Source organism: Sulfurimonas xiamenensis, assembly GCF_009258045.1.
GTDB lineage: Bacteria > Campylobacterota > Campylobacteria > Campylobacterales > Sulfurimonadaceae > Sulfurimonas > Sulfurimonas xiamenensis.
Genome location: NZ_CP041166.1, coordinates 1,339,071 through 1,362,109 on the forward strand (window position 1 = coordinate 1,339,071; position 23,039 = coordinate 1,362,109).

21 protein-coding genes are annotated in these 23,039 nt (G+C 34.4%); 12 read left to right on the plus strand and 9 right to left on the minus strand.

What is annotated here, in order from left to right; translation table 11 throughout:
- Nucleotides 1–18 precede the first annotated feature (18 nt).
- The 3 genes from FJR47_RS06775 to FJR47_RS06785 are packed head-to-tail and all read right to left on the minus strand — an operon-like array spanning nucleotide 19 to nucleotide 3,338.
- Complete coding sequence (locus tag FJR47_RS06775) at nucleotides 19–1,686, minus strand: cation acetate symporter (RefSeq protein WP_152299691.1); 1,668 nt, start codon at nucleotides 1,684–1,686, stop codon at nucleotides 19–21.
- Complete coding sequence (locus FJR47_RS06780) at nucleotides 1,687–2,001, minus strand: DUF485 domain-containing protein (RefSeq protein ID WP_152299692.1); 315 nt, start codon at nucleotides 1,999–2,001, stop codon at nucleotides 1,687–1,689. It abuts the gene before it with no gap.
- A gap of 11 nt (nucleotides 2,002–2,012) precedes the next feature.
- Nucleotides 2,013–3,338 carry an OprD family outer membrane porin gene (locus FJR47_RS06785; RefSeq protein WP_152299693.1) on the minus strand — a complete coding sequence of 442 codons (1,326 nt, stop codon included), beginning with the start codon at nucleotides 3,336–3,338 and terminating at the stop codon, nucleotides 2,013–2,015.
- A gap of 257 nt (nucleotides 3,339–3,595) precedes the next feature.
- On the opposite strand from FJR47_RS06785, the gene FJR47_RS06790 reads away from it, so the two are divergent.
- Nucleotides 3,596–4,462, plus strand: coding sequence for a hypothetical protein (locus FJR47_RS06790; protein ID WP_152299694.1), 867 nt, complete (start codon nucleotides 3,596–3,598; stop codon nucleotides 4,460–4,462).
- A gap of 22 nt (nucleotides 4,463–4,484) precedes the next feature.
- Here FJR47_RS06790 and FJR47_RS06795 read toward each other — a convergent pair whose 3' ends face one another.
- Complete coding sequence (locus FJR47_RS06795) at nucleotides 4,485–5,141, minus strand: response regulator transcription factor (protein WP_152299695.1); 657 nt, start codon at nucleotides 5,139–5,141, stop codon at nucleotides 4,485–4,487.
- Nucleotides 5,141–6,358 carry a sensor histidine kinase gene (locus tag FJR47_RS06800; RefSeq protein ID WP_152299696.1) on the minus strand — a complete coding sequence of 406 codons (1,218 nt, stop codon included), beginning with the start codon at nucleotides 6,356–6,358 and terminating at the stop codon, nucleotides 5,141–5,143. The genes FJR47_RS06795 and FJR47_RS06800 overlap by 1 nt, the downstream gene beginning before the upstream one ends.
- A 62-nt stretch (nucleotides 6,359–6,420) precedes the next feature.
- Here FJR47_RS06800 and FJR47_RS06805 point away from each other — a divergent pair, with 62 nt between their 5' ends.
- The 11 genes from FJR47_RS06805 to FJR47_RS06855 all read left to right on the plus strand — a co-directional run bounded on the left by FJR47_RS06805 (nucleotide 6,421) and on the right by FJR47_RS06855 (nucleotide 17,948).
- Entirely contained in the window at nucleotides 6,421–6,924 is a 504-nt protein-coding gene (locus FJR47_RS06805) for a peptidylprolyl isomerase (RefSeq protein WP_152299697.1), read from the plus strand.
- A 22-nt stretch (nucleotides 6,925–6,946) separates the two neighbouring features.
- Nucleotides 6,947–8,029: an epoxyqueuosine reductase QueH gene (locus tag FJR47_RS06810; protein ID WP_152299698.1), complete on the plus strand. Its 1,083-nt coding sequence runs from the start codon at nucleotides 6,947–6,949 to the stop codon at nucleotides 8,027–8,029.
- Between the two features lie 51 nt (nucleotides 8,030–8,080).
- Nucleotides 8,081–8,527, plus strand: coding sequence for a 3-hydroxyacyl-ACP dehydratase FabZ (gene fabZ / locus FJR47_RS06815; RefSeq protein ID WP_188093769.1), 447 nt, complete (start codon nucleotides 8,081–8,083; stop codon nucleotides 8,525–8,527).
- A gap of 10 nt (nucleotides 8,528–8,537) precedes the next feature.
- On the plus strand, nucleotides 8,538–9,323 hold the full coding sequence (gene lpxA / locus FJR47_RS06820) for an acyl-ACP--UDP-N-acetylglucosamine O-acyltransferase (protein WP_152299700.1): 786 nt from the start codon (nucleotides 8,538–8,540) through the stop codon (nucleotides 9,321–9,323).
- Entirely contained in the window at nucleotides 9,320–10,564 is a 1,245-nt protein-coding gene (gene clpX / locus FJR47_RS06825) for an ATP-dependent Clp protease ATP-binding subunit ClpX (protein WP_152299701.1), read from the plus strand. Before lpxA ends, clpX begins: the two co-directional genes overlap by 4 nt.
- A 9-nt stretch (nucleotides 10,565–10,573) precedes the next feature.
- Nucleotides 10,574–11,611: a rod shape-determining protein gene (locus tag FJR47_RS06830; protein ID WP_152299702.1), complete on the plus strand. Its 1,038-nt coding sequence runs from the start codon at nucleotides 10,574–10,576 to the stop codon at nucleotides 11,609–11,611.
- On the plus strand, nucleotides 11,604–12,365 hold the full coding sequence (gene mreC, locus FJR47_RS06835) for a rod shape-determining protein MreC (protein ID WP_152299703.1): 762 nt from the start codon (nucleotides 11,604–11,606) through the stop codon (nucleotides 12,363–12,365). Before FJR47_RS06830 ends, mreC begins: the two co-directional genes overlap by 8 nt.
- A gap of 71 nt (nucleotides 12,366–12,436) precedes the next feature.
- Nucleotides 12,437–15,694 carry a carbamoyl-phosphate synthase large subunit gene (gene carB, locus FJR47_RS06840; RefSeq protein ID WP_152299704.1) on the plus strand — a complete coding sequence of 1,086 codons (3,258 nt, stop codon included), beginning with the start codon at nucleotides 12,437–12,439 and terminating at the stop codon, nucleotides 15,692–15,694.
- The gene (locus tag FJR47_RS06845; RefSeq protein ID WP_241855386.1) at nucleotides 15,655–16,128 is read left to right on the plus strand and encodes a Sua5/YciO/YrdC/YwlC family protein; all 474 of its coding nucleotides are present in this window, start codon (nucleotides 15,655–15,657) and stop codon (nucleotides 16,126–16,128) included. The genes carB and FJR47_RS06845 overlap by 40 nt, the downstream gene beginning before the upstream one ends.
- Before the next feature lie 72 nt (nucleotides 16,129–16,200).
- Nucleotides 16,201–16,767 carry a Cj0371 family chemotaxis-regulating polar lipoprotein gene (locus FJR47_RS06850; protein ID WP_152299705.1) on the plus strand — a complete coding sequence of 189 codons (567 nt, stop codon included), beginning with the start codon at nucleotides 16,201–16,203 and terminating at the stop codon, nucleotides 16,765–16,767.
- Between the two features lie 2 nt (nucleotides 16,768–16,769).
- Nucleotides 16,770–17,948 (plus strand): glutathionylspermidine synthase family protein, encoded by a 1,179-nt coding sequence (locus tag FJR47_RS06855; RefSeq protein ID WP_152299706.1) that lies wholly within the window; start codon nucleotides 16,770–16,772, stop codon nucleotides 17,946–17,948.
- Between the two features lie 41 nt (nucleotides 17,949–17,989).
- Here FJR47_RS06855 and FJR47_RS06860 read toward each other — a convergent pair whose 3' ends face one another.
- Genes FJR47_RS06860 through FJR47_RS06875 form a run of 4 tightly spaced genes read right to left on the minus strand, consistent with a single transcriptional unit; the run spans nucleotide 17,990 to nucleotide 23,039 of the window.
- Complete coding sequence (locus FJR47_RS06860) at nucleotides 17,990–19,198, minus strand: glucose-6-phosphate isomerase (RefSeq protein WP_152299707.1); 1,209 nt, start codon at nucleotides 19,196–19,198, stop codon at nucleotides 17,990–17,992.
- A 2-nt stretch (nucleotides 19,199–19,200) separates the two neighbouring features.
- Nucleotides 19,201–20,040 (minus strand): UTP--glucose-1-phosphate uridylyltransferase GalU, encoded by an 840-nt coding sequence (gene galU, locus FJR47_RS06865; RefSeq protein WP_152299708.1) that lies wholly within the window; start codon nucleotides 20,038–20,040, stop codon nucleotides 19,201–19,203.
- A 58-nt stretch (nucleotides 20,041–20,098) separates the two neighbouring features.
- Nucleotides 20,099–22,228, minus strand: coding sequence for an STT3 domain-containing protein (locus tag FJR47_RS06870; protein ID WP_152299709.1), 2,130 nt, complete (start codon nucleotides 22,226–22,228; stop codon nucleotides 20,099–20,101).
- Nucleotides 22,221–23,039 carry a glycosyltransferase family 2 protein gene (locus FJR47_RS06875; RefSeq protein WP_152299710.1) on the minus strand — a complete coding sequence of 273 codons (819 nt, stop codon included), beginning with the start codon at nucleotides 23,037–23,039 and terminating at the stop codon, nucleotides 22,221–22,223. Before FJR47_RS06875 ends, FJR47_RS06870 begins: the two co-directional genes overlap by 8 nt.

Sequence of the window (23,039 nt, forward strand, 5' to 3'; positions counted from 1 at the left end):
CCTTTTGTTCTAATGTTATTAATGCTCAGTCGCACCTTCAGCGCCGATACCAGTTTGTGCTCTGATATATTGCGCTTCAAAAGCTTCTGCTTCATCTTTTGCTCCCTGAGATTTATCAGTTACAGAGAAGATGTAAGTTCCAACAAAAGCAACAATTACAGAAAAGAGTGCCGGATATTTATAAGGGAAAATTGCTGTCGCATTTCCTAAAATATCAACCCACACAATTGGACCAAGGATAACTAAAAGTACAGCTGTCGCTAAACCTAAACTACCGCCAATAACAGCACCGCGAGTTGTTAAACCTCTCCAGTACATTGAAAGGAAAAGAATCGGGAAGTTAGCAGATGCCGCAATAGCAAACGCAAGACCCACAACAAACGCAATATTTTGCTGTTCAAACAAGATACCCATAATAATCGCGATAATTCCAAGCGCTATAGTAGCAGCTTTTGAAACTTTCATCTCTGTAATAGAGTCAATCTGTCCTTTTTTAATAACAGAAGCATAAAGGTCATGACTTATTGCAGAAGCACCTGCAAGTGTAAGACCTGAAACAACCGCTAAAATTGTAGCAAATGCAACAGCTGAGATAAAGCCCAGGAAGAAGTCGCCGCCAACTGCATGGCTTAAGTGAATAGCCGCCATATTGTTTCCGCCAAGTATCGGAGCTCCACCACTTACTGCTTGTTTAGCAACATCCAAATACTCAGGATTTTGAAAAACCATAACGATAGCACCAAAACCGATAATAAAAGTCAAAATATAAAAGTAACCGATAAAACCTGTTGCATAAAATACCGACTTTCTAGCCTCTTTTGCATCACCTACGGTAAAAAATCTCATTAAGATATGAGGAAGACCTGCAACACCAAATATAAGAGCTACTGCAAGAGAAATCGCTGAGATTGGATCACTTACCAAACCACCCGGACTCATAATCTCAATTCCTTTTAACTCTGTTGCATGTGCAAATAACTGACCAAAGTTAAAGTTATAGTGTGCCATTACAGCCAGTGCCATAAATGTTGCACCTGCAAGAAGCAGGAATGCTTTAATAATTTGAACCCAAGTAGTTGCAAGCATACCTCCAAATGTTACATAAAGAATCATTAAAACACCTACAATAATTACAGCTATTTCATACTGAAGACCAAAAAGAAGTTGAATAAGTTTTCCAGAACCAACCATTTGAGCAATAAGATACAAAATAACCGTTGCTATCGAACCCGATGCCGCTAAAATACGAATAGGTGTTTGGCGTAATCTATACGATGCAACATCGGCAAATGTATACTTTCCTAAGTTACGAAGCGGTTCTGCAATCATAAATAGAACAACCGGCCAACCGACCAAAAACCCGATAGAGTAGATAAGTCCGTCATATCCGTTAAGATAAACAAGTCCTGATATACCTAAAAACGATGCTGCCGACATATAATCACCTGCAATTGCCATACCATTTTGAAAACCTGTTATTCCACCGCCTGCAGTATAAAAATCTTTTGCACTTTTTGTACGCTTTGCAGCCCAATATGTTATTCCCAGTGTAGCACCGACAAAAATAACGAACATTACAATTGCAGGTACATTAAGATCTTGTTTTGCTACTTCACCCTCAATTGCTCCTGCTGCAAAAACTGCAACACTGCCGAGAATTAAAAATAAAAATATTCTATTTATCATCTACATTCCCTTCACTTTCTCTTTGATTTTGTTATTTAAGTCATCAAACTCGCCGTTTGCTCTTTTTGTATAAATACCCGTTAAAATAAAAGCAAAAAAGATAACTCCCATCCCGACTGGAATTCCTACCGTTGTTACAGAACCCTCAGATAGCGGAGTTCCAAGCACTTCTGGAAAATAGGCAATCATAAGGATAAATCCAAAATAGACTACTAGCATGATGATGGAGAGCATCACGGCAAAAGAGCTTCTCTTTGCTACTAACTCTTGATAATTTGGGTCATTCTTGACCACTTCTACGATATCTTTATGCATCTTTTTTTCCTTTAAAAGTTATAGTTTGCAATAAATCTGTACTCATTCCAGCCAGTTTTACCGCTTGTGCTCTCTGCAAAACCTCTTGGAAAGTTTCCGCGGAGACGAAGTTGAAGATTTTTTACAGCCTGTGGCTTATAGATTGCATCAAATCCTGCTTCACTAGCAGTTCTCTCTACACCATATCCACTGTTTTCATCCATATCAAACTCAGTATAATAAGCTGCAGTTGTTAAGTTTGTGCCCATATCTTTAAAATTATATGATGCAGCTACCTTTGCAGCTTTTGTACCAGCTAAAAACATATGGCGCGTTACCATACCTTGTGTATATGCCGGCATTCCACCCCACGCAGACACAATTGCATTTTCAAGATAGTTATTATTGTCTGCTGCATCATTCTCACCTGTTTGTGAATAAGCAAACGATAGATTAAAATTTTGTACTTTAAATCCAACTTTTGCCGCACCGTATGTACTCTCTATCTCACCGCCAAATTCATCTCCGACAGAGTTCTCTTTGATAAACTGTACTCCTGCATAAGGCTTGATTGCATCAGTTATTAAACAGTTCCATGAAAAGTTAGCCTCTCCATATACTATGTTCATAATATCATGTGCGTAATAATCCCACAACTGAAGTTTTAAGTTATCTATGCCTGTATATGTAACAGAAGCCATTGTGATACCGTCTGTTGACTCATCAAAAGCATATGTTCCTACATTTTTAAATTCTCCCGCATAATCTTGAGAATTAACATAAGAGTAACCTGCTGTTGCAGATAAAATTCCACCATTATAAGCACGACCAAATGTTCCTTGTGCAAACTTTGTTACATGTCCAAGAGTAAGCGTTGTATCTGTAATATCTTTGTTTGTTAAAACATAAGCCTCAAATAAGTTTGGAAGCATTCTTGCATCATCATCACCCAGCATAGGAGTTGAAAGTTTTTGGCGTCCTGCTTTAAATGTTGTATTTTCAAATTTGTACTGAAGATAAGCTTCACCCAGCATTGAATAGTTGTCATTGCCTTCACCAAATAGAGTCGGATCCATAGTTTCGCGAGAATCTATCTCATTTGTAGTATAAAATGCAGTTGCAAAACTTAAACCGTTAAGAGAAGCCGTCTCATACTTTAAATATCCGCCAATTGCAGTTGAACCTCTATGTGTTGTATTTCCTGCACTTCCTTGATACTCTCTGTCTATATAAAACATACGAATTTGACCGCTAGCTTTTCCTTCAGAAAACATACTGCTTAAATCTTCCGCAGCATTTAAATGCGAAGAAGCAATTAATCCAAATGTTACTACACTTAACATCAACCCTTTTTTCATTTTTTCTCCTTTAAAGAATTTCATCAAACTAATAGTAAAAAAGAAAAATAGCACGAACATAGCAATGTGAAGAAAAGTTATGTTTTAAATTTTTAATTTCAAAAAATGAGTAGAAAAGTAACTTATTTTTAATATCTAGCTCACCTTAAAAGAAATTTTTTAAATTTCCATAAAAAAAATACTTAATATATTTACACCATACTATAATGATTGTTTTATAATAAGATATCTAAATTTATAAAAGAGGGATGGACACAATGAGAGAAATTATAAATGTTTATAGAAAACAAAAAATCAGTGTAGATTCTTATATTAAGACTCTTATAAAAAGTTTGCCGAGTGACTATATAAAAGAGTCTGCAAAAATATTTAGTAGATATAATTATATACAGCTTATATATGGCGTTGATGCTAAATTTAAGCAATCAACACCTACTGTATATAAAAAAGAGTCTGATACTTCTCAGATAGGAAACAACAAAAGCCACTATTTTGTAAAACTCAATCTTGATGAAGATAATATTTATATCTCGAACCCATATATTCATTATAAAACAGGTAAGGCAAGCATCTCAGTTGTTCATTTAGTAGATTCAACATATTATGTTTTTGATATAGATCTTATCCATCTGCTTGAAGGGCTTAAACTAATTGAATACAACAGTTTTCATGATAAAGTCAAAAGAGTTGTCTACCTTTTTGGCTCTACTTCTCTGGCTCTGGTTTCTATCGCTCTTATAGGATATGGCGTATTCGTGTTTTTTATGCTTATGTTTTCTCTATCAATGTCAAACTTTCTAAATGATATATTCAGGTCAATTATTTCCATAACCCTTGGATTGGCAATTTACGATCTTGCAAAACAAATTTTTGAACATGAGGTTATGTATCAGTCATTTCATAAATCTGAAGATAAACAGTACAAAGTATTGGGTAAATTTTTAATCTCTATAATTATCGCACTATCTATTGAATCACTAATGGTAGTGTTTAAAATTGCACTTGGAGATCTTTCAAATATGCTCTCAGCCTTTTATCTGCTTATAGGAACAACAATTATGTTTGTAGGGCTTGGTTATTTTTATAAAACTATTCAAGAAGCAACGCCAAAGGATGATAATTAACTTTATAAAATAGCATGGGGTATTACGGCTTATCTATCATATATCCCATGCCGCGCACATTGATAATAAAATCTTCCTTGAGGTTTTTTTTCAACCTGTTTATTTCTGCACGAATAGTAGCGTTATCAACCATCTGCTCACTCCAGACATAGCTCTGAAACTGTTCAAAATCAACAATGCGTCCGCGATTACGGGAAAGAATATCTATGATTTGAGACTGTCTTTTTGTAAGAATTTGCGGTTCTTGGTTAAAAAGCAATCTGCTGTGTTCCTGATCGTAACTATAGTTTTTAGAGAGTCTTAGATGTACTCTTGGGGTATTGACTAGAAGTTTTACTCTATTTACTCTCAACAATAACTCTTTTAAATGGAAAGGTTTTTTTAGATAATCATTACATCCCAAATCATAAGCTTTTGAAATATCTTCAATATCGACTAAAGCGCTTATATAGATGGCAGGTACATGAATCTTCAACGCATGAATATGTTCTAAAAAGGAGAGACCATCAAGACCTGGAACGGTAATATCGAGTACCAGCAGATCATAAGAGTTATCTTTTATAGCTTTAAGTGCATCAATTCCGTCAAAAAAGCTCTCTATTTGATGTCCATCAGATTCAAGATATTCACAAATTGACTCATTAAGCATTACCTCATCTTCTAAAAGCAATATTTTCATCAGTCTCCCATTATTTTAAATTTATAGCTAAATGTAGTTAATTTATCACTGGAGGTAACACTTACTTCTATATTTTCCTCTTCACATATGCTTTTTACTAGTCCAAGTCCAAGTCCAAATCCGTCTCTGCTCTTCTCTTCTCTATAGTAAGCTTCAAACACTTTATCTGTATCTTTAATAATTTTTGATCTGCTGCTTACTATAAACTCTACATATGCACCAACTTTTACTAATTTTATATAAACATTTTCACCCGGAAGCGTGTATTTTATAGCATTTGTCAATGTATTGTCTACTACTCTTTGAAGTTTCGTCTCATTAAAATATATATATAACTCTTCATCAGGAGAGATAAAGTTAAAATGTATTTTTGAAAATTCAGCAACTTCTGTAAAAAAATCTATTCTGCTGTTTAAAAAATTATTTAAATTTATTACAGTTTTTTTATACTCTATCTGATCTTTTTTCACCAAGTAACTCAAATCATCATATATACTAAAAATATTTTTAACGGCAGCTTCTATTTTAGATAGCTGTCTATCTTTTGGATGTTTCATTAAATAAAGCTCAATACTTGTTAATATAACACTAAGAGGCGTATTTGTTTCATGAACCGTGTAACGCAAAAACTCTTTTTGAGCATTAAGAAGATCTTGCGAAAATGTTTTTTCCTCTTCTAGATTTTTATTAATCTCTAAAAGTGCCGCAGTTTTTTTCTTTACTCTCTCTTCAAGCCCAAGATTAAGCTCTTTGAGACTTTTCTTTTGCTCATTAATTTTACTGACCATCTCATTTGCATAACCGACCATATCTTTAAAATCCTGAAAAAATATGGTATTCGGGTTTATCGCCTCATCATGGTCAACAGCTTTTTTAAAAAAATCCAAAAAAGTTTGCGTATCTCTCTGTAGTAATTTGTTAAAAAGAGTATTAAAACCTAAAAAAACTCCAAACAGTATAAAAGAGAGCGTCATAATTGCTAAAACTGTTTTTACAAGAAGCGCTTTTAACTTTTTTTTATTTTGCTCTAATTTTTTGGAATCTGAAAAAGTATCACTTTTAACTAAAGAGCTCTGCTGAAGTGCTCTCTCATAATCTTTATACATCTCATCAACAAGAAGAGTAACAAAAATCATAGTAAGTAAAAATATAAACAAAATTGTAAAAAGATTAGCCCGTTTTATTGTTATATTTTGAAAAATTGATTTTATTTTCATGTATATGATTATATATTATTAAACTTAGATTATAATTCTAAAAAAAATAAAAAGGCAAAAATATGTTTGGAAAAAAACTAAGAAGATATGAATTAAGCGCTGAAGAGATAAATAAATTTCAATGGGCAAAAATTGCAACAAGTAAAGGCGATATATGGTTAAAACTGCTTCCCGAAGAAGCTCCAAATACTGTGGCAAACTTTGCACATTTAGCAGAATCAGGTTTTTATAACGGTCTTAATTTTCACCGTGTAATTCCAGGATTTATGGCACAGGGAGGCTGTCCACATGGAACAGGAACGGGCGGACCTGACTGGGCAATTCCTTGTGAAACAGACAAAAACATTACAAAACACAAAAGAGGTGCTCTATCTATGGCACATGCCGGACCAAATACAGGTGGAAGCCAATTCTTTATTACATTTGTTCCAACACCGCACCTTGATGGAGTGCACACTGTTTTTGGTGTTATTGAAGAAGATGATGCCCAAAGTTTTGCAGTTCTTGATAGTATCCAAGGTCAAGACGGAATCAACTCTATCGAGATTTTTGAAACTCGTAAATAAAAAAAACAGTAAATAAAATTTTATGCTAGTACATATCTGCTGCAGCGTTGATTCACATTTTTTTCTACAAAAGCTGCAGCGTGACTATCCGCAGGAGAAGCTGATAGGCTTCTTCTATGACCCAAATATTCACCCCTATTCAGAGTACCAGCTTCGTCTGCTTGATGTAAAGCGTTCATGTAAAAAACTGGGCATTGAACTTCTTGAAGGTCCTTATGATTTTGAAACATGGATAAAAACAGTAAAAGGCTTGGAAGATGAACCTGAAAAAGGTAAAAGATGTGAGGCATGCTTCGATAAAAGATTTGAAGTAAGTGTGCAAAAAGCTCTTGAACTTGGTGAAAAAAAAGTAACAACAACGCTGCTTGTCAGTCCTTTAAAATCACAGCAACAGCTTAAAAAAAGCGGTGATCTTTTTTTTAAAAAATATGGCGTTTCATTTATAGCTGTTGATTATCGTTCAAACGGAGGAACACAGGATCAGAGCCGTGTAACAAAAGAGAAGCAGCTCTATCGCCAGGATTACTGCGGGTGCATTTATGGACTCACTATGCAAAGAAAGCAACAAAACCGCTTAATGGATGAGATGTTTTCTTCAGTTTCAAACCAAATCTTGCCAGCATCAATAGAAGAGCGTTTAGAGCTATACAGATATCGCATAAAACTTGAAGATAAAAATATTACTTATAAAATCATAAAAGAGAAATTTTTAAACTATCGCCAATTTAACTTTAAACTAATTTCACAAAAAAGTGAAGTTATCCCCGCATATGCTCTCTTCTACTCTACTCTTCCAAGAAAAAAAACACAGGGAAAAATAGAGTTTTTACACAATAATATCGGTTATTTTAATCGAGAAGAGATAAAATTTGTAACACTGGATTTTTTTAATCAAACATGCAACTTACATTATAAAACATTAAAAGAGCTGCTCTTTAATCCTCCGGCTTATGATGATGAACTAAAATTTAGAAAAATTTTAACAAATACAAATTATGATTTAAGCCCAATCATCATAATTGATAAAATCCCTCAAACAAAACTTACTATAGAACTTGATGCTAAAGTTTACGAAGACACTAAAGAAAAACTAATGATTCTATAATCTTTTTTTCGCTAAAATAGCCAAAATTATTATAAAGGCTTTTGTATTATGATTATGGATGTTATAGAGATTCAAAAAATTATACCTCATCGTTATCCCTTTTTACTTTTAGACCGAGTTACTGAGATCAAAGAAAATGAATATTTAGTAGGATTTAAAAATATAACAATCGGTGATAATATTTTTCAAGGCCACTTCCCGGGTCATCCCATCTATCCAGGCGTTATGATTTTAGAAGGTATGGCTCAGGCAGGCGGTATTTTGGCATTTAAAAGCATGGGAAATATGACAGAGGAAGAAGCTGCTAATAAAGTTGTATATTTTATGAGTATTGACAAAGCTAAATTTCGTAATCCTGTAAAACCTGGAGATAGACTAGAGTATCGTCTTAAGGTTATAAAAAATAAAGGTGCTATCTGGATGCTTGATGGCAAAGCTTATGTTGATGATGTTTTAGTTTCAGAAGCTGAACTCAAAGCTATGATTGTAGATAAATAAAGGTAGATCATTGAATAAAATTTCTCCCCTGGCAATTATTGAAAAAGGTGCTGTTATCGGCAAAGATGTTGAGATCGGACCGTACTGCTTTATCTCTTCGGCTACCACTATCGGTGACGGCACAAAAATAGAGCAAAGTACATCCATTTACGGAAAAACAACCATAGGCAAAAATAATCATATATTTTCACATGCCGTTATAGGTTCAGCTCCACAAGATCTCAAATTTGCCGGTGAAGATGTAGAGCTTATTATAGGTGATAACAATAAAATCAGAGAGTTTACACTTTTCAATCCAGGCACAAAAGGCGGAGGCGGAAAAACAATTATCGGCTCACACAACCTTTTTATGGGATATGTGCATATTGGACATGATGTAATTATCGGAAACCATTGTATCTTAGCAAATGCAGCAACACTTGCAGGACATGTAGAAATGGGAGATTATGCAGTTATCGGCGGAATGACTCCTATCCATCAATTTGTTCATATCGGTGATTACGCAATGGTTGCAGGAGCTTCTGCTTTAGCGCAGGATATTCCCCCATTTTGTATGGCAGAGGGAAATCGTGCAACGCTTAGAGGCTTAAATCTAACAGGACTTAGAAGAAATTTAAGCCGTGAAGATATAGATGAGTTAAAATCTGCTTACAGAGAGCTATTTGAAGCTGGAAAACCGCTAAAAGATGTTGCAAATGAGCTGCTTGAAAAAACTAAAAACCATAATGTTCAAAAACTTTGCAACTTTGTTCTTAAAACAAAACGCGGAATTCCATATGAGAGGAAAAATTTATGATCAACAGAACATGTAGCTTTTGCGGTGCCAAAGAGAGTGACACGAATCCTTTAATTGCCGGAAACGGTGTGTATATATGTAAAAATTGTGTTATTTCGGCATATAAGATAATGTTTGGAGACGACAGCGCTTCAATCTCTTCACAAGATGAAGGGTTGATGGAAACTGTTGAAAATCTTATGACTCCCAAAGAGTTAAACAACTTTTTATCTGATTATATTATCGGGCAAGAACGAGCAAGAAAACTTTTAAGTGTTGCAGTTTATAATCATTATAAGAGAATTTTTAAAAATCAAAATCTAGAAGATGATGATACAGAAATTGCAAAATCAAATATACTTCTTATTGGACCGACAGGAAGCGGAAAAACTCTTATGGCTCAAACAATTGCCAGAGTCCTAAATGTTCCTATTGCCATAGCTGACGCTACAAGTCTTACTGAAGCTGGATATGTCGGAGAAGATGTTGAAAATATTTTAACAAAGCTGCTGCAAGCAGCTGAGGGTGATGTTCAAAAAGCACAAAGAGGAATAGTTTTTATAGATGAGATAGACAAAATTTCGCGCATGAGCGAAAACCGTTCTATTACTCGTGATGTTTCAGGCGAAGGCGTACAGCAGGCACTTTTAAAAATTATAGAGGGTGCTGTTGTAAATATCCCGCCAAAAGGTGGAAGAAAACACCCTAATCAAGAGTTTATTTCAATTGATACAACAGGAATCTTATTTATCTGCGGCGGTGCGTTTGACGGTCTTGATGAGATACTAAAAAGAAAACAGGGCGAAAATATTTTAGGTTTCGGTCATGAGAAAAAGAGCAAAAATGAACAAAAACTAAGCTATGACATAGTTGAGCCTGATGACTTGGTAAGTTATGGTCTTATTCCAGAGCTGGTAGGGCGTCTTCCTATCATTGCATCACTCAATGAAATTACTGAAGATGATATGGTTCGAATACTGACTGAACCAAAAAATTCGATTATCAAACAATACAAAAAACTATTTTCAATTGATAATGTTGAACTCAATTTTGAAGAGGATGCATTAAGAGCTATTGCAACAAAAGCTCTAAAGAGAAAAACCGGTGCTCGCGGGCTTCGTGCTATTTTAGAAGAAAATATGATAGATATTATGTATGAACTTCCAGAGTATAGTGGATACGAACTATTAATTACAAAAGCTGTAATTGATGATGGCGAAGCTCCAGTCTATATAAAAAAACACTCAAAACAAATAGCATAAGGCAATACAATGATATTTAACAAATTAGTCGGTCTTTTTTCAAATGATTTAGCTATCGATTTAGGAACTGCAAATACAATTGTTATAGCAAAAGGCAGAGGCATAATTATAAATGAGCCCTCTGTTGTTGCGGTAAAAACTGAAAAATATGGCAGACAGAGAGTCTTGGCAGTCGGTCAAGAAGCAAAAGAGATGGTCGGAAAAACTCCAGGCAATATCAAAGCAATCCGTCCTATGCGCGACGGTGTTATAGCCGACTTTGATATAACAGAAAAAATGATTAGAAAATTTATTGAAAAAGCACATGGAAGAAGATCTCTTGTAAGCCCTAGAATTATCATCTGTGTTCCTTACGGATTAACACAGGTTGAGAGAAAAGCTGTTCGAGAATCTGCATTAAGTGCCGGAGCAAGAGAAGTTTTTCTAATAGAAGAACCAATGGCAGCAGCAATTGGGGCCGGTATAGAGATAAGAGAACCACGAGGAAATTTAGTAGTTGACATAGGTGGAGGTACTACCGAAATCGGTGTTGTATCACTAGGCGGACTTGTTCTTTCAAAATCAATCCGTACAGCCGGAGATAAAATAGATCAGGGCATTGTAAACTTTATCAGAAAAAAATATAATCTTTTAATCGGAGAAAGAGTTGGCGAAGAGATTAAAATCGCTATTGGAACAGCTGTAGCTCTTGATGAAGATTTAAAAATGACAATAACAGGAAGAGACCAGGTAGAAGGACTTTTAAGCACTGTTGAACTTACAAGCGAAGATGCCAGAGAAGCGATGAGAGATCCGCTTAAAGAGATAGGAGAAGCTCTTCGCGATGTGCTAGAGCAGATGCCGCCTGATTTAGCAGGTGATATAGTAAATCACGGTATTATATTAACCGGCGGCGGAGCACTTATCCGCCAACTTGACAAATACCTCTCGGATATAGTAAAAATCCCTGTTTATGTTGCAGATGAACCGCTTCTTGCAGTTGCCCGCGGAACAGGTCGAGCACTTGAAGAGATAGATTTATTGCAAGAACTTTTTGAAAATGAATAAAGGATTATTTGGTTTTTTTTCAATATTTTTTGCACTCTTGATGGGTGCATTATATTTTTCAAAATCTATTCAATCTCCATTTATCTCTACTTTAAACAATATTAAATCGCAATATCATGATACAACTGAATTTATACAAGATCAATTAGATAGACACTTTTTTCAAGCTGAACAAATATCAGAACTGAAAAAAAAACTTCAAAAATATGAAAAAGATCATTTAATTATGCAGCAGTTGGCCTCTGAAATAAATGATTTTTTTGCACAAAACAACTCTTCTCTAAAAACAGACCCAAATGTAGAACTTGTAAGAACCATCTCATATCAAAAATTTGGCGATTTTAACAGAATATGGCTAGAAATAGAAGATTATAATGCGTCAAAAGTTTACGGACTTGTATATAAAGAACTCGCCGCAGGAATTGTAGTTTCAAATGAAGGAAGAGCTTTGGGACTACTAAATAAAGACATAAAAAGTTCCTATGCAGTCTACATTGGCGAAGAAAAAGCACCAGGAATTGTGCATGGAAACAATACGCAATATTTAATAGTCAAGTTTATCCCTGCTTGGTATCACATCAAAGAGGGAGATGAAGTTATTACATCAGGACTGGATGAAATATTTTTTAAAGATTTAAAAGTCGGAACTGTTTTATCTGTTAATAAATCTCAAGGATATCAAATTGCTACTATAGAACCGTACTATAAAGCAAATAATCCAAATTATTTTCACATAATAAAAAAAGTAAAATAACTCATCAAATCTTAAGTGCTTTTTGCCTATAATAAACAAATTTTTTTATGTATAAATACAAAAGGTAAAAAATGCCAAAACGCACCGACATTAACACTATTTTACTTATTGGTTCAGGTCCAATAATCATTGGTCAAGCTTGTGAATTCGATTATTCAGGAACGCAAGCCGTAAAAACACTAAAAGAGCTAGGTTATCGTGTAATTCTAATCAATTCTAATCCAGCTACAATTATGACAGATCCTGAATTTGCAGATAGAACATATATTGAGCCTATAAAAGAAGAGATAATTGCTAAAATTATCAAAGATGAAAAAGTAGATGCAGTTTTGCCCACAATGGGAGGACAAACTGCACTTAATGTAGCTACAAAAATGTATGAAAAAGGAATGTTAGAAGGAGTAGAATTCTTAGGTGCATCCCCTGAAGCTATTCATAAAGGCGAAGATCGCTCAGCATTTAAAGAGGCTATGATAAAAATTGGAATGGATCTGCCGTTTTCAATGTACGCCTACAATATGGATGACGCTCTTGCTGCAGCGGAAAAAATCGGATTTCCTATAATTATTCGTGCATCTTTTACTTTAGCAGGCGGCGGAAGCGGCGTTGCTTACAATATGGATGAGTTCAAAAAACTTGCAAAGCGCGGGTTAGACGAATCTCCTGTTACTGAAATCTTAATAGAAGAGTCTCTTCTTGGCTGGAAAGAGTATGAGATGGAAGTCATCCGTGATAGATCAGATAACTGCATTATCGTCTGTTCTATTGAAAACTTTGACCCGATGGGCGTTCATACGGGAGACAGTATTACTGTTGCTCCTGCTTTAACATTAACAGATAAAGAGTACCAAAGAATGCGTGATGCTTCCTTTGCTATTTTGCGTGAAATCGGCGTTGATACCGGCGGAAGCAATGTTCAGTTTTCAGTTGATCCAAAAACAGGGCGTATGATAGTAATTGAGATGAATCCTAGAGTTTCGCGCTCTTCAGCTCTTGCTTCCAAAGCAACTGGATACCCTATTGCAAAAGTTGCAACTCTTTTAGCTGTTGGCTTTACTCTTGATGAAATTACAAATGACATTACAGGAACTCCTGCATCTTTTGAGCCGGTAATTGATTATGTAATTACAAAAATTCCTCGTTTTACATTTGAAAAATTTCCTGAAGCAGAAAACACTTTAAGCACAAGTATGAAATCAGTCGGTGAAGTTATGGCTATCGGGCGAACATTTAAAGAGTCTATGCAAAAAGCTCTCTGTTCACTTGAAACCGGCTTGTGTGGATTTGATGAAATAAATTCAGATATAGACTTTATTAAACATGAGATTCGCCGTCCAAATATGGACAGAGTTCTTTATGTAGCGGAGGGCTTTCGTCGTGGAATGAGCGTTGAGGAGATGTTCGAGGCTTGCAATATCGATCCTTGGTTTTTGTATCAAATAGAAGAGATAGTAAAAACAGAAAATAGTATTACAGATAAAATTTTATCTGATGAAGAATTTTTAAGAAAGATAAAAGTTGATGGCTTTTCAGATAAAAAAATTGCTCAGCTAATATCTAAAAATACAAATAAAGAGATAGATGAAGAGGATGTTTATAGTGCTAGAAAAGCTATGGATATAAATTTAGAATATAATGAAGTTGACACTTGTGCTGCTGAATTTGAAGCATTAACCCCATATCTTTACTCTACAACAAATATTACAAAACTTCCAAATATAGCAAATCGTGCAAGCGATAAGAAAAAAATTCTTATCCTCGGCGGTGGGCCAAATAGGATCGGTCAAGGTATTGAATTTGATTACTGTTGTGTTCATGCTGCATTTGCCCTTAAAGAGATGGACATAGAGACCATAATGTATAACTGTAATCCTGAAACAGTATCAACTGATTATGATACTTCTGATGTACTATATTTTGAGCCAATTGATTTAGAACATGTAAGAGAAGTTATAGATTATGAAAAACCTGATGGAATCATTGTTCATTTTGGAGGACAAACTCCTCTTAAACTGGCAAATGGCTTGACTCAAATCGGAGCAAAAATCGCAGGAACTCCATCTGCTGTCATTGATTTGGCTGAAGATAGAGAGCAGTTTTCCAATTTTGTAAATCAACATGGATTAAAACAACCGGCAAACGGATTGGCTAGAACAAAAGAGGAGTCTTATGTTATTGCAAAAAGACTTGGTTATCCGGTACTGGTTCGACCATCATTTGTTCTTGGCGGCCGCGGAATGAGAATTGTTTATTGCGAAGATGAACTTAAACAATATATGGATTTGGCAGTATCAGTTTCAAACAACGCTCCTGTTTTAATAGATAAATTTTTAGATCAGGCAGTTGAACTTGATGTTGATGCTATTTGCGACGGTAAAGATGTTTATATCGGTTCTGTTATGCAGCACATTGAAGAAGCTGGTATTCACTCAGGCGACAGTGCATGTTCTCTTCCTCCTGTAAATTTATCAAAAGAGATGATTGAAAAGGTTGAACAGCAGACAAAAATTATCGCGCTTGGTCTTGGAGTTTGCGGGCTGATGAATGTTCAGTATGCCATTTATGAAGATGAGATCTATCTAATTGAAGTAAATCCAAGAGCTTCTAGAACTGTTCCGTTTGTAAGTAAAGCTACAGGAATGCCGTTGGCAAAAGTTGCAACACGCGTTATGGTTGGTGAGACTCTAAGAGATGCGCTTAAATATTATGATAAATACAATATTGTTACAGAAGAAAATGGACTTTTAAAACCTCGTTTAAAAGGTCATATCTCTGTTAAAGAAGCAGTTTTTCCTTTCCATAAATTATACGGTGCTGATTTGGTCTTAGGTCCTGAGATGAAATCAACCGGTGAAGTCATGGGAATTAGCTCAAACTTTGGTATTAGTTTCGCAAAAGCTCAACTCTCAGCGGGAAATAAAATTCCTACAGAGGGAACTTGTTTCTTATCTTTTGTAGATACAGATAAAAAGCATGCGCCGGAGATAGCAAAAGGTCTTGTAGAACATGGTTTTACTTTAGTTGCCACAAAAGGAACTCAAGCAGTACTTGAAAATGCAGGAATTCCGTGTGAGGTGGTTTTAAAAATCTCTGAAGGCCGTCCAAATATTGAAGACAGTATGAAAAACGATGCAATTCATATGGCAATCAATACATCTGACAACAATACTTCAAAAAAAGATGCTATTGTTATCCGTCAAGAAGTTTTAAAAAGAAATATTCCTTACTTTACAACCCTAAGTGCTGCAAGAGCACTTATTCTTGCCCTTGATGAAATGAAAGATGATTCATGGTCAAACTCAAAAGCGCTGCAAGATTTTCTAGCATAAAAATGCCTGTTTTCTTAACCCAAACCGACACTACTGTCGGTTTTTTATCTCAAAATTCACAAAAACTTTATGAGATAAAATCTCGTCCCTCAACAAAACCTTTTATAAAAGTTTATAAAGATTTTAAAAGCTTTTTAGCTGATGGCAATAGAGTTGTTGAAAATAGAAAAAATTTAGTCAGACGCGCTAAAAAAACTACATTTATCATCAATGATTTTGCTTTTAGAGTTGCACCTATTCCCCTAAATTCACAACTATTAAGAGATATTTCATGGTTTTACTCCACATCTGCAAATAAAAGCAGTGAAAAATTTAGTAGAGATTTTTGTGAATCAAAAGCTGACATAATAATAGAAGATATAAATGGTTTAATTGAAAAAAAATCATCAGCTCTTATAAAAATAAATAGAGTAAAAAGTAAAAAAATAAGATAAGAGAGTTGTTTTAATGAATAAAAAATATAGTTGCAAAAGAGTTATCAAACTTAGCAAAAGGGAGACAGAATATTGAAATATATTTCTTCGATAGCAAACGGAATTGCACTTGGAAGTACCGGTATTGTTATGATGAGCGTACTGAGCGGATGTACATCGCAACAACAGGAGCCGCAAAACAGATATTTGGTTATTGAACAGCAAGCAAGCGGAAAATACATTGTAGTTGAAGAGATGCCCACAGAAGGTCCAAACAGAGCAATTATCCGCGAAAAAGATGAAAACGGCAATACAATTGAGCGTTTTATGAACGAAGAAGAGATGAAAGCATTAGCCGAACAAGAGTATCAAAAAGTTCAAGAAGGTACATCTGAAACACTACAAAGCAGTGAAGGAAGTGCCGGTATGGGGCTTGCAGGAACTATACTTGCTGTTGCAGCAGGTTCGCTTTTAGGGAATATGATCGGAAATGCTTTAATGAATAATAAAAATTTTGCTTCAAGAGCATCTTCTGTAAATAAAAGTGCTTACAGTCGTTCTGCTGCAGGTGCATCAAGAAGCAGCACATCTGCTAGAAAAAGCTTTTTTGGCAGTTCTAGTACAGCTTCATCATCAACAACTACAAGATATGGCGGATAACATTGGTTAAATTAAATAAAATTAAGCCTCTTAAAAATGAGCAGCTCGAGGAGTTGGGTTTTACATGGCACACTGATAGCGACAATAGCAAATATATAAGTGAAAGTTTGGTACAAATTACTACAGATGAAGCGCAAGCTTATTATAACGCGGCAAATGAACTCTATGATATGTATGTTCAAGCTGCAGAGTATGTTATAGAGAATAATCTATTTTTTGAGCTGGGAATCCCTTTTAACCTTATTGATGCAATTAAAAAAAGCTGGGAAAATGATGTTCATTGGCATATTTACGGCAGATTTGATTTAGCCGGCGGTATTGACGAAAAACCAATCAAACTCTTGGAGTTTAACGCAGACACTCCAACATCTCTATTTGAAACTGCTCTTTTACAATGGGCTCTTCTCAAAGAAAATGCAATGGATGAAAGTAAGCAGTTTAATAGTGTTTATGAGGCTATCCAGCAAAATTTTAAAAGAGTAATAACACTCTTTGATGATACAGAGCTTTTTGATAAAAGATATGATGGATGGAAGATACTTTTTTCTTCGATTTATGGCAATGAAGAGGAGGAGGCAACTACAAGGCTTCTGCAGCAAATTGCAACAGATGCAGGTTTTAACACCGGTTTTGAGTATCTTGAAAATGTAAAATTTGATGAAAATGGAATCTTTGACAGAGATGACAATCAATATGAATACTGGTTTAAACTCTATCCATGGGAAGATATAGCAGTAGATGAGCCCGAGCTTGCTACCATACTTACAAATATTATGCAAAATCAAAGTGCTATTATTTTAAATCCGGCATACACTCTGCTTTTTCAATCCAAAGGCATGCTGAAAATTTTATATGATCTATTTCCCGACTCACCATATCTTTTAAAAACATCTTTTGAACCTTTAGAGGGAGTAAAGCATGTAGAAAAAAGTGTTTTTGGCAGAGAGGGTGCAAATATAAAAATATTTAGTGCAGATAAAAAGCTTTTAAACCAGCAAGATGGGCCTTACGGCAACTATAAAAAGGTTTATCAGGAGTATGTGGAACTAAATATGGATGAGAGCGGTGCGAAGTATCAAGCAGGTGTTTTCTTTGCCTATGAGGCGTGCGGACTCAGCTTTAGAAAAGGTTCAGAAATTATGAACAATATGAGCAAATTCGTGGGACACTTTATCGCTTAGTTTGTAAGAGAGATGCATCTCTCCTACATTAGCAAATACTTTTAACTTTTTGTCTGAAGCTTTTGTTTTAAAATAATTTTTCCGGCTTCTACACCCGGTTGATCATAGGCATTTATATACATAAATTTAGCGCAAACAGATGTTAAAAGTTCATACTCATACATCAAACCGGCAATGCTTCTCTCACTCACACTATCTATTGTAATTACATCGCAGGGTATATCTTTTAAATTATTAATTGACTCTATTGTAGCATCTGCCTGCTTGTTGATAAGCAGAGAAAACTCTATATCATCAACATAATTCAGCTCGCTTAAGCCCGTTAACTCTATATTTGGTATTTTTAAATGATTGTAAAAATCATCAACTTTTATAACAGTAACCGTTTTATCTCTTCTGCCTTCTACAATTAATTGTAAAAAGGAGTGCTGATCTATCGGACCTATAATTCCAATAGGAGTTAAGCCTTGTCTGCTGCTGTTTATATCAACTTTGCCCAGACTCTCTCCCCAAAGTTGTATATACCATTTGTTAAATCCTTCAAGTCTGGATGAGTATGAAAAAACCACATTTATATTAAAACTATTTTTATACTCTATAAAAAATCTTGCTTTTTTAACTATTCGAGCATATGTTTTGCCTTGAGTAAAAAATGAATCATGTCTTTTTTTGGCACCATGTAAAATCTCATCTATATCTATTCCAACGATAGCCAACGGAACTAATCCAACTGCACTAAAAACTGAAAATCTTCCACCTACATTTTTTGGTATTTCAAAGGATTTTATCTTATTTGCTTTTGCGTATTCATTTAGTTTAGAATCATTTTCTGTTATAACAAGAGTATTGTCTCTGTCACATGTAATAAGAGAGTTTATATACTTAAAAATAGAAATAGTCTCAATTGTGGTTCCAGATTTTGATATAACTATAAAAAGAGTATCATTTAGATCAATATTTTCCAATTTTGATTTTATATCAATCGGATCTGTAGTTTCCAAAAAATAGAGTTTTTTAGTTAAGTTTTTAGAGTATTTTAAAAACTTATATATAGCGTAAGTTCCAAGTGTGCTTCCGCCGATTCCAATTACGACTATATTTTTTTGTTTAACGGACTTAGCATACTCTTTATACTCTAATGTATCTTGAAAAACAAGATTATAGTACCCTATATACTCTTTCTCTTTTACAATTTCGCTAAAAATATCTTCATCAGATATTGTTGGATTAAAGTTATGTTGATATTTCATGTTCAATCCTTGCTTTTGTTATAAAAATAGTTTGTAGCCTCTACAAAACCATCTACGCTTCCACAATCAAATCTTTTACCTTTAAATTTATAAGCAATTACTCTACCCTTTTTTGCTTGGGCTAAAAGCGCATCTGTTATTTGAATCTCTCCGCCTTTGCCAGGTTTTGTCTCTCTTAAAATATCAAAAATATCAGGCGTTAAGATATATCTGCCTATAATCGCCAAATTTGAAGGTGCATCTTTTGGATCAGGTTTTTCCACCATATCAGAAACTCTAATAACGCCATTTTCTTCCGCTTCACCTGCTATAACACCATACTTATTGCTGTCTTGCGGAGGAATCTCTTCAACAGCCACTATTGAGCATTTATACTCTTCGAATAATTTTGTCATTTGACAAATAACAGATTCGCCGTTATTATCACACAAATCATCTGCTAAAATTACTGCAAAAGGCTCATCCCCTATAAGAGTTTCACCGGTAAGTATCGCATGTCCCAAACCCTTCATCTCCATCTGTCTGGTATAAGAAAAAGTGCATTTTTCAATAACATCTTTTATTTCAGTCAGATAGTGCTCTTTTGATGTGCCTTTTATTTGATGCTCAAGCTCATAAGATATATCAAAATGGTCTTCAATTGCTCTTTTTCCGCGCCCCGTTACAATGGCAATTGTGTCAATATCGGCACTTATTGCCTCCTCAACACCATATTGCAAAAGAGGCTTTGTAAGTACAGGAAGCATCTCTTTTGGAATCGCTTTTGTAGCGGGAAGAAATCTTGTTCCATATCCGGCAGCCGGAAAAAGACATTTTTTAACTTTTGTTTTATCTTTTGGCATCTTTTAACCTTCATTAATTATATTTATTTTATTTTATCTAACTGCGCCATAAAAAAAGTTAAATTTTTAGTTTATAAACTTTTGCATGCGGGGTTAAAATAACCTCTTCAAAGAGAGTTTTGTCATACTCTTCTAAAACCATTAACTGTATATACAAAGAGTTGTAGGTTTTTTCATCAAGCACTAAAAATGTATTGTAGCTTGACATATAAATAACATTTATATCTGCCGTTATATTTAAAATATTTACATCTTTTTTAAATTTCATATTTTTATCATATGAAGTCTGTACAAATCTTTTAATTGGCATTTTTTGATCTGAAAAAGTTATAGTTGAATTTTGAAGATCCAAGAAAATTCCCTGCCCCAAATTTATACCGCTTTGCTCCTCTTTAAATACTCTGCTCATATAAAAAAGAGGTGAACTCTTCATCTTTGCATTCATAAGATTAATGTTTGAAAATGCCTTGACAGTCGGGTAGATATCTAACATTCTATATGGAAGATAAAAATAGATATCTCTTGTTTTTGAAGGAAGTTCTATATCAGTTTGAAGCGATAGAAGAAAATCATTTGCATCATCAAAACCGTACTCTTTTGTCATCTGTTCTATATTTGAAAATATCGTTATATTTTCATCTTCAATACGCTCTTTATTCTCCTCTTTAAATCTAAATGTTTTTTCAGTATATTCAACATCAAGTCTTGCCATTTTTGCTGAAATATTTTGAGGACTGGTTAGCGTAAAACTAACAGGAAAATTCACACTTCCGCTATGTTTCCCGCCATCTGCCAATGTTTTTACATCACTGTAATATCGAATAGGATATCCATAATCCCACCATGCAATTACATAATCCTCTCTATCTGCTATATTTTTTAACTTATCTAAAACCTTAATCTCATTAACATTAAATACCGTTGGAACTTTATACTCCTGTACATGAGCTATATTTGGATATAAAACTGCTAATGTAAAAGCAGTTATAGCTAAAAACTTTAATCTTTTTGTCGGCATATATCTTGCAATTTCTGTTATTAAAAAAGCAGCACCAAAAGCTAAAACTGGAACTGCATAGATAGTAAATCTCAACCCTCCGAAATAAGCCAAAAAACCAAGACCTATCATAGGAAGTCCAAAAAGCATTATTTTATGTCTGTAGGAGAGATATATAAATCCTCCAAGAGATAAAATAAAAGTAATTACATGTCCGCTTATGCGGTTTGCAAATGTCTCAAAGGGTATATGTCCTGCTTCTCTTATTGTCTGCATTACAGAGAAGAAGTGAAGCTTCAAGCCCTCATCGGCTGCAGTTACGGCATCTTTAAATACATATCCTTTTAACTGATTCCAGATAGGGGTAAAACCGCCTGATGCGAAAAACACAACAACTGAAGCAACTAAAATAGAGTATGTATATTTATCAAATCTTTTATCTTTAAAGATATAAAAAACAGCCAAAACCAGAGGGAATCTAATAAAGCCGTCAAGATTTACCATTGCAAGCATCATTAAAGCTAAAAGTTTATAGTTATAAAAATTTTTTCTATCCCAAACAAGTGTGTAAAAAAGGATTAAACCAAAAAATGAAAACTCCAAAGAGTAGCTTTGAGGATACCACCATCTATAAACTAAAATATCAAGAGCTGTTATAAGAAGATACCTGTTTTCATTTGTTCTTATAGCCCAAATTATCGACCAAAGCAGAAACATTGGAAGTACTATATTTAGCATATCGGTATCATAATAACCAATCATTGTTCGATTGTAGTAACTCCATGCAATACTAGCTAAAAGTGCAGCTATAAGACCCATCTCTAAATTATCTAAACTCTTTGCAATAAGTATTATAGGAACAACAACAAGCGAACTTAAAAAAACAGGCATAAATAAGATTATGCTCTCAAACGAAAAAGGCAATATATAAGCAAAAAGTGCAGTTAACTGCGAAGCAGCAGTAGTTATGGGAGAGAGATCGTTTTCTTGACTTATGCCGCTAAGAATATCTCTGGCACCCTCTGCCCAGAAATAGCCATCATTTGTGTTTATCATAAGCTGAGAATTAAACATAAAAGGTTCATACCCAAAAAATTGATAAAACCAAATCATCCTTATAGCAACTGAAAACAGAAACGCTATCGCTATATAAAGCAGTGTTACTTTTGTACTTTGTGTTAAATTATTCAAATGTATATCTCTCTATTTTTGTTTTATACGCATTAATATCCAATATTCTATCATATTTTATGGCGCCTTTTAATAGTAGTGTGTACTTATGCACTAATGTTTTTATAACTAAATCTTTTTTATCTTTTGGCAGCTCTAAATCAAGCAGCTTCTCTAAAGCCTTAACTCTAAATCTGTCCATTCCCCAAAATTTTGTACTAAGCTGATCGTCTGCTCCGCCATATTTTGTAATAAGCTTTTTATCTATAAGCCCTATATTGTTTTTTAATGCCACTCTTAGCCACATATCATAATCTTCACAAACTTCTAAATTCTCATCAAAAAAGCCGACATCTTGTAATAAATTTTTATGCATAAGCGTTGCCGAGGGAGCAATAATGCAGTGAGAAAGGGACGCATCAAAAATATCTCCGTGAAATTTTTGATATTTTTGAGGCATAGCTACTTCAACACCATCTCTTATCCATCTCTCATTTGTGTAACTCATCAATATGTGAGGATTTTTTTTATGAAATATCGCATGAAAAGCCAACTTCTCTTTATGCCATACATCATCAGAATCTAAAAACGCCAACCACTTATACGCAGCTTTTTTTATACCCAGATTTCTTGCGCTTGAGACACCTGAGTTTTTTTGATAAAAATATTTGATGTCTGGAAATAAATTTTGGATTTTTAAAGTACTGTCAATTGAACCATCATCAACAACGATAATCTCTTTTGGTTTAAAAGTTTGCGCATATACAGATTTTATGGCTCTTTTAAGAAGTTCAAAACGGTTATAAGTTGGGATTATAACCGATATATCCAT

Bases quoted from the DNA above. Each gene is read 5' to 3' on its own strand.
- FJR47_RS06775 (WP_152299691.1), bottom strand. From the start codon at position 1,686: ATGATAAATAGAATATTTTTATTTTTAATTCTCGGCAGTGTTGCAGTT.
- FJR47_RS06780 (WP_152299692.1), bottom strand. From the start codon at position 2,001: ATGCATAAAGATATCGTAGAAGTGGTCAAGAATGACCCAAATTATCAA.
- FJR47_RS06785 (WP_152299693.1), bottom strand. From the start codon at position 3,338: ATGAAAAAAGGGTTGATGTTAAGTGTAGTAACATTTGGATTAATTGCT.
- FJR47_RS06790 (WP_152299694.1), top strand. From the start codon at position 3,596: ATGAGAGAAATTATAAATGTTTATAGAAAACAAAAAATCAGTGTAGAT.
- FJR47_RS06795 (WP_152299695.1), bottom strand. From the start codon at position 5,141: ATGAAAATATTGCTTTTAGAAGATGAGGTAATGCTTAATGAGTCAATT.
- FJR47_RS06800 (WP_152299696.1), bottom strand. From the start codon at position 6,358: ATGAAAATAAAATCAATTTTTCAAAATATAACAATAAAACGGGCTAAT.
- FJR47_RS06805 (WP_152299697.1), top strand. From the start codon at position 6,421: ATGTTTGGAAAAAAACTAAGAAGATATGAATTAAGCGCTGAAGAGATA.
- FJR47_RS06810 (WP_152299698.1), top strand. From the start codon at position 6,947: ATGCTAGTACATATCTGCTGCAGCGTTGATTCACATTTTTTTCTACAA.
- clpX (WP_152299701.1), top strand. From the start codon at position 9,320: ATGATCAACAGAACATGTAGCTTTTGCGGTGCCAAAGAGAGTGACACG.
- FJR47_RS06830 (WP_152299702.1), top strand. From the start codon at position 10,574: ATGATATTTAACAAATTAGTCGGTCTTTTTTCAAATGATTTAGCTATC.
- mreC (WP_152299703.1), top strand. From the start codon at position 11,604: ATGAATAAAGGATTATTTGGTTTTTTTTCAATATTTTTTGCACTCTTG.
- carB (WP_152299704.1), top strand. From the start codon at position 12,437: ATGCCAAAACGCACCGACATTAACACTATTTTACTTATTGGTTCAGGT.
- FJR47_RS06845 (WP_241855386.1), top strand. From the start codon at position 15,655: ATGGTCAAACTCAAAAGCGCTGCAAGATTTTCTAGCATAAAAATGCCT.
- FJR47_RS06860 (WP_152299707.1), bottom strand. From the start codon at position 19,198: ATGAAATATCAACATAACTTTAATCCAACAATATCTGATGAAGATATT.
- galU (WP_152299708.1), bottom strand. From the start codon at position 20,040: ATGCCAAAAGATAAAACAAAAGTTAAAAAATGTCTTTTTCCGGCTGCC.
- FJR47_RS06875 (WP_152299710.1), bottom strand. From the start codon at position 23,039: ATGGATATATCGGTTATAATCCCAACTTATAACCGTTTTGAACTTCTT.